This window comes from Streptomyces sp. NTD91, assembly GCF_059510455.1.
This window is the reverse complement of sequence record NZ_JCAJZW010000187.1, coordinates 1-331: the sequence shown is the minus strand read 5'-3', so window position 1 is coordinate 331 and position 331 is coordinate 1. Positions and strand designations below refer to the sequence as shown.

Genomic DNA, 331 nt, shown 5'->3' with positions numbered 1-331 from the left:
CCCCGACACACCGGCGGAGACCACCGAGCCCGAGACCGCCGGTCCCGAGGCCACCCCCCTCGTCCCGGTGGTCGTTTCAGGAGCCGGTGGTTCGGCCGTGCGCGCTCAGGCGGAGCGACTGCGCGGCTGGCTCGCCTCCTCTGCCGGGAACGCCGTCCGCGTGGCCGATATCGGTCTGGCGTCCGTCACCACGCGCACGGTGCTGGAGCACCGCGCCGTCGTGCTCGCCGCCGACCGGGACGAACTGCTCGCCGGGCTGCACGCCCTGGTCGACGGCACGGCGGCACCGGGCCTCCTCCAGGGCACCGACCCCCGGACCGGCAAGACGGCC

General features: G+C 76.1%; 1 protein-coding gene. It reads left to right on the top strand.

Annotation, left to right across the window (positions count from 1 at the left end):
* Positions 1-331, top strand: a 331-nt coding sequence (locus AC5WRT_RS39165) for a hypothetical protein (protein ID WP_496101125.1), incomplete at both ends; no start/stop codon positions are given.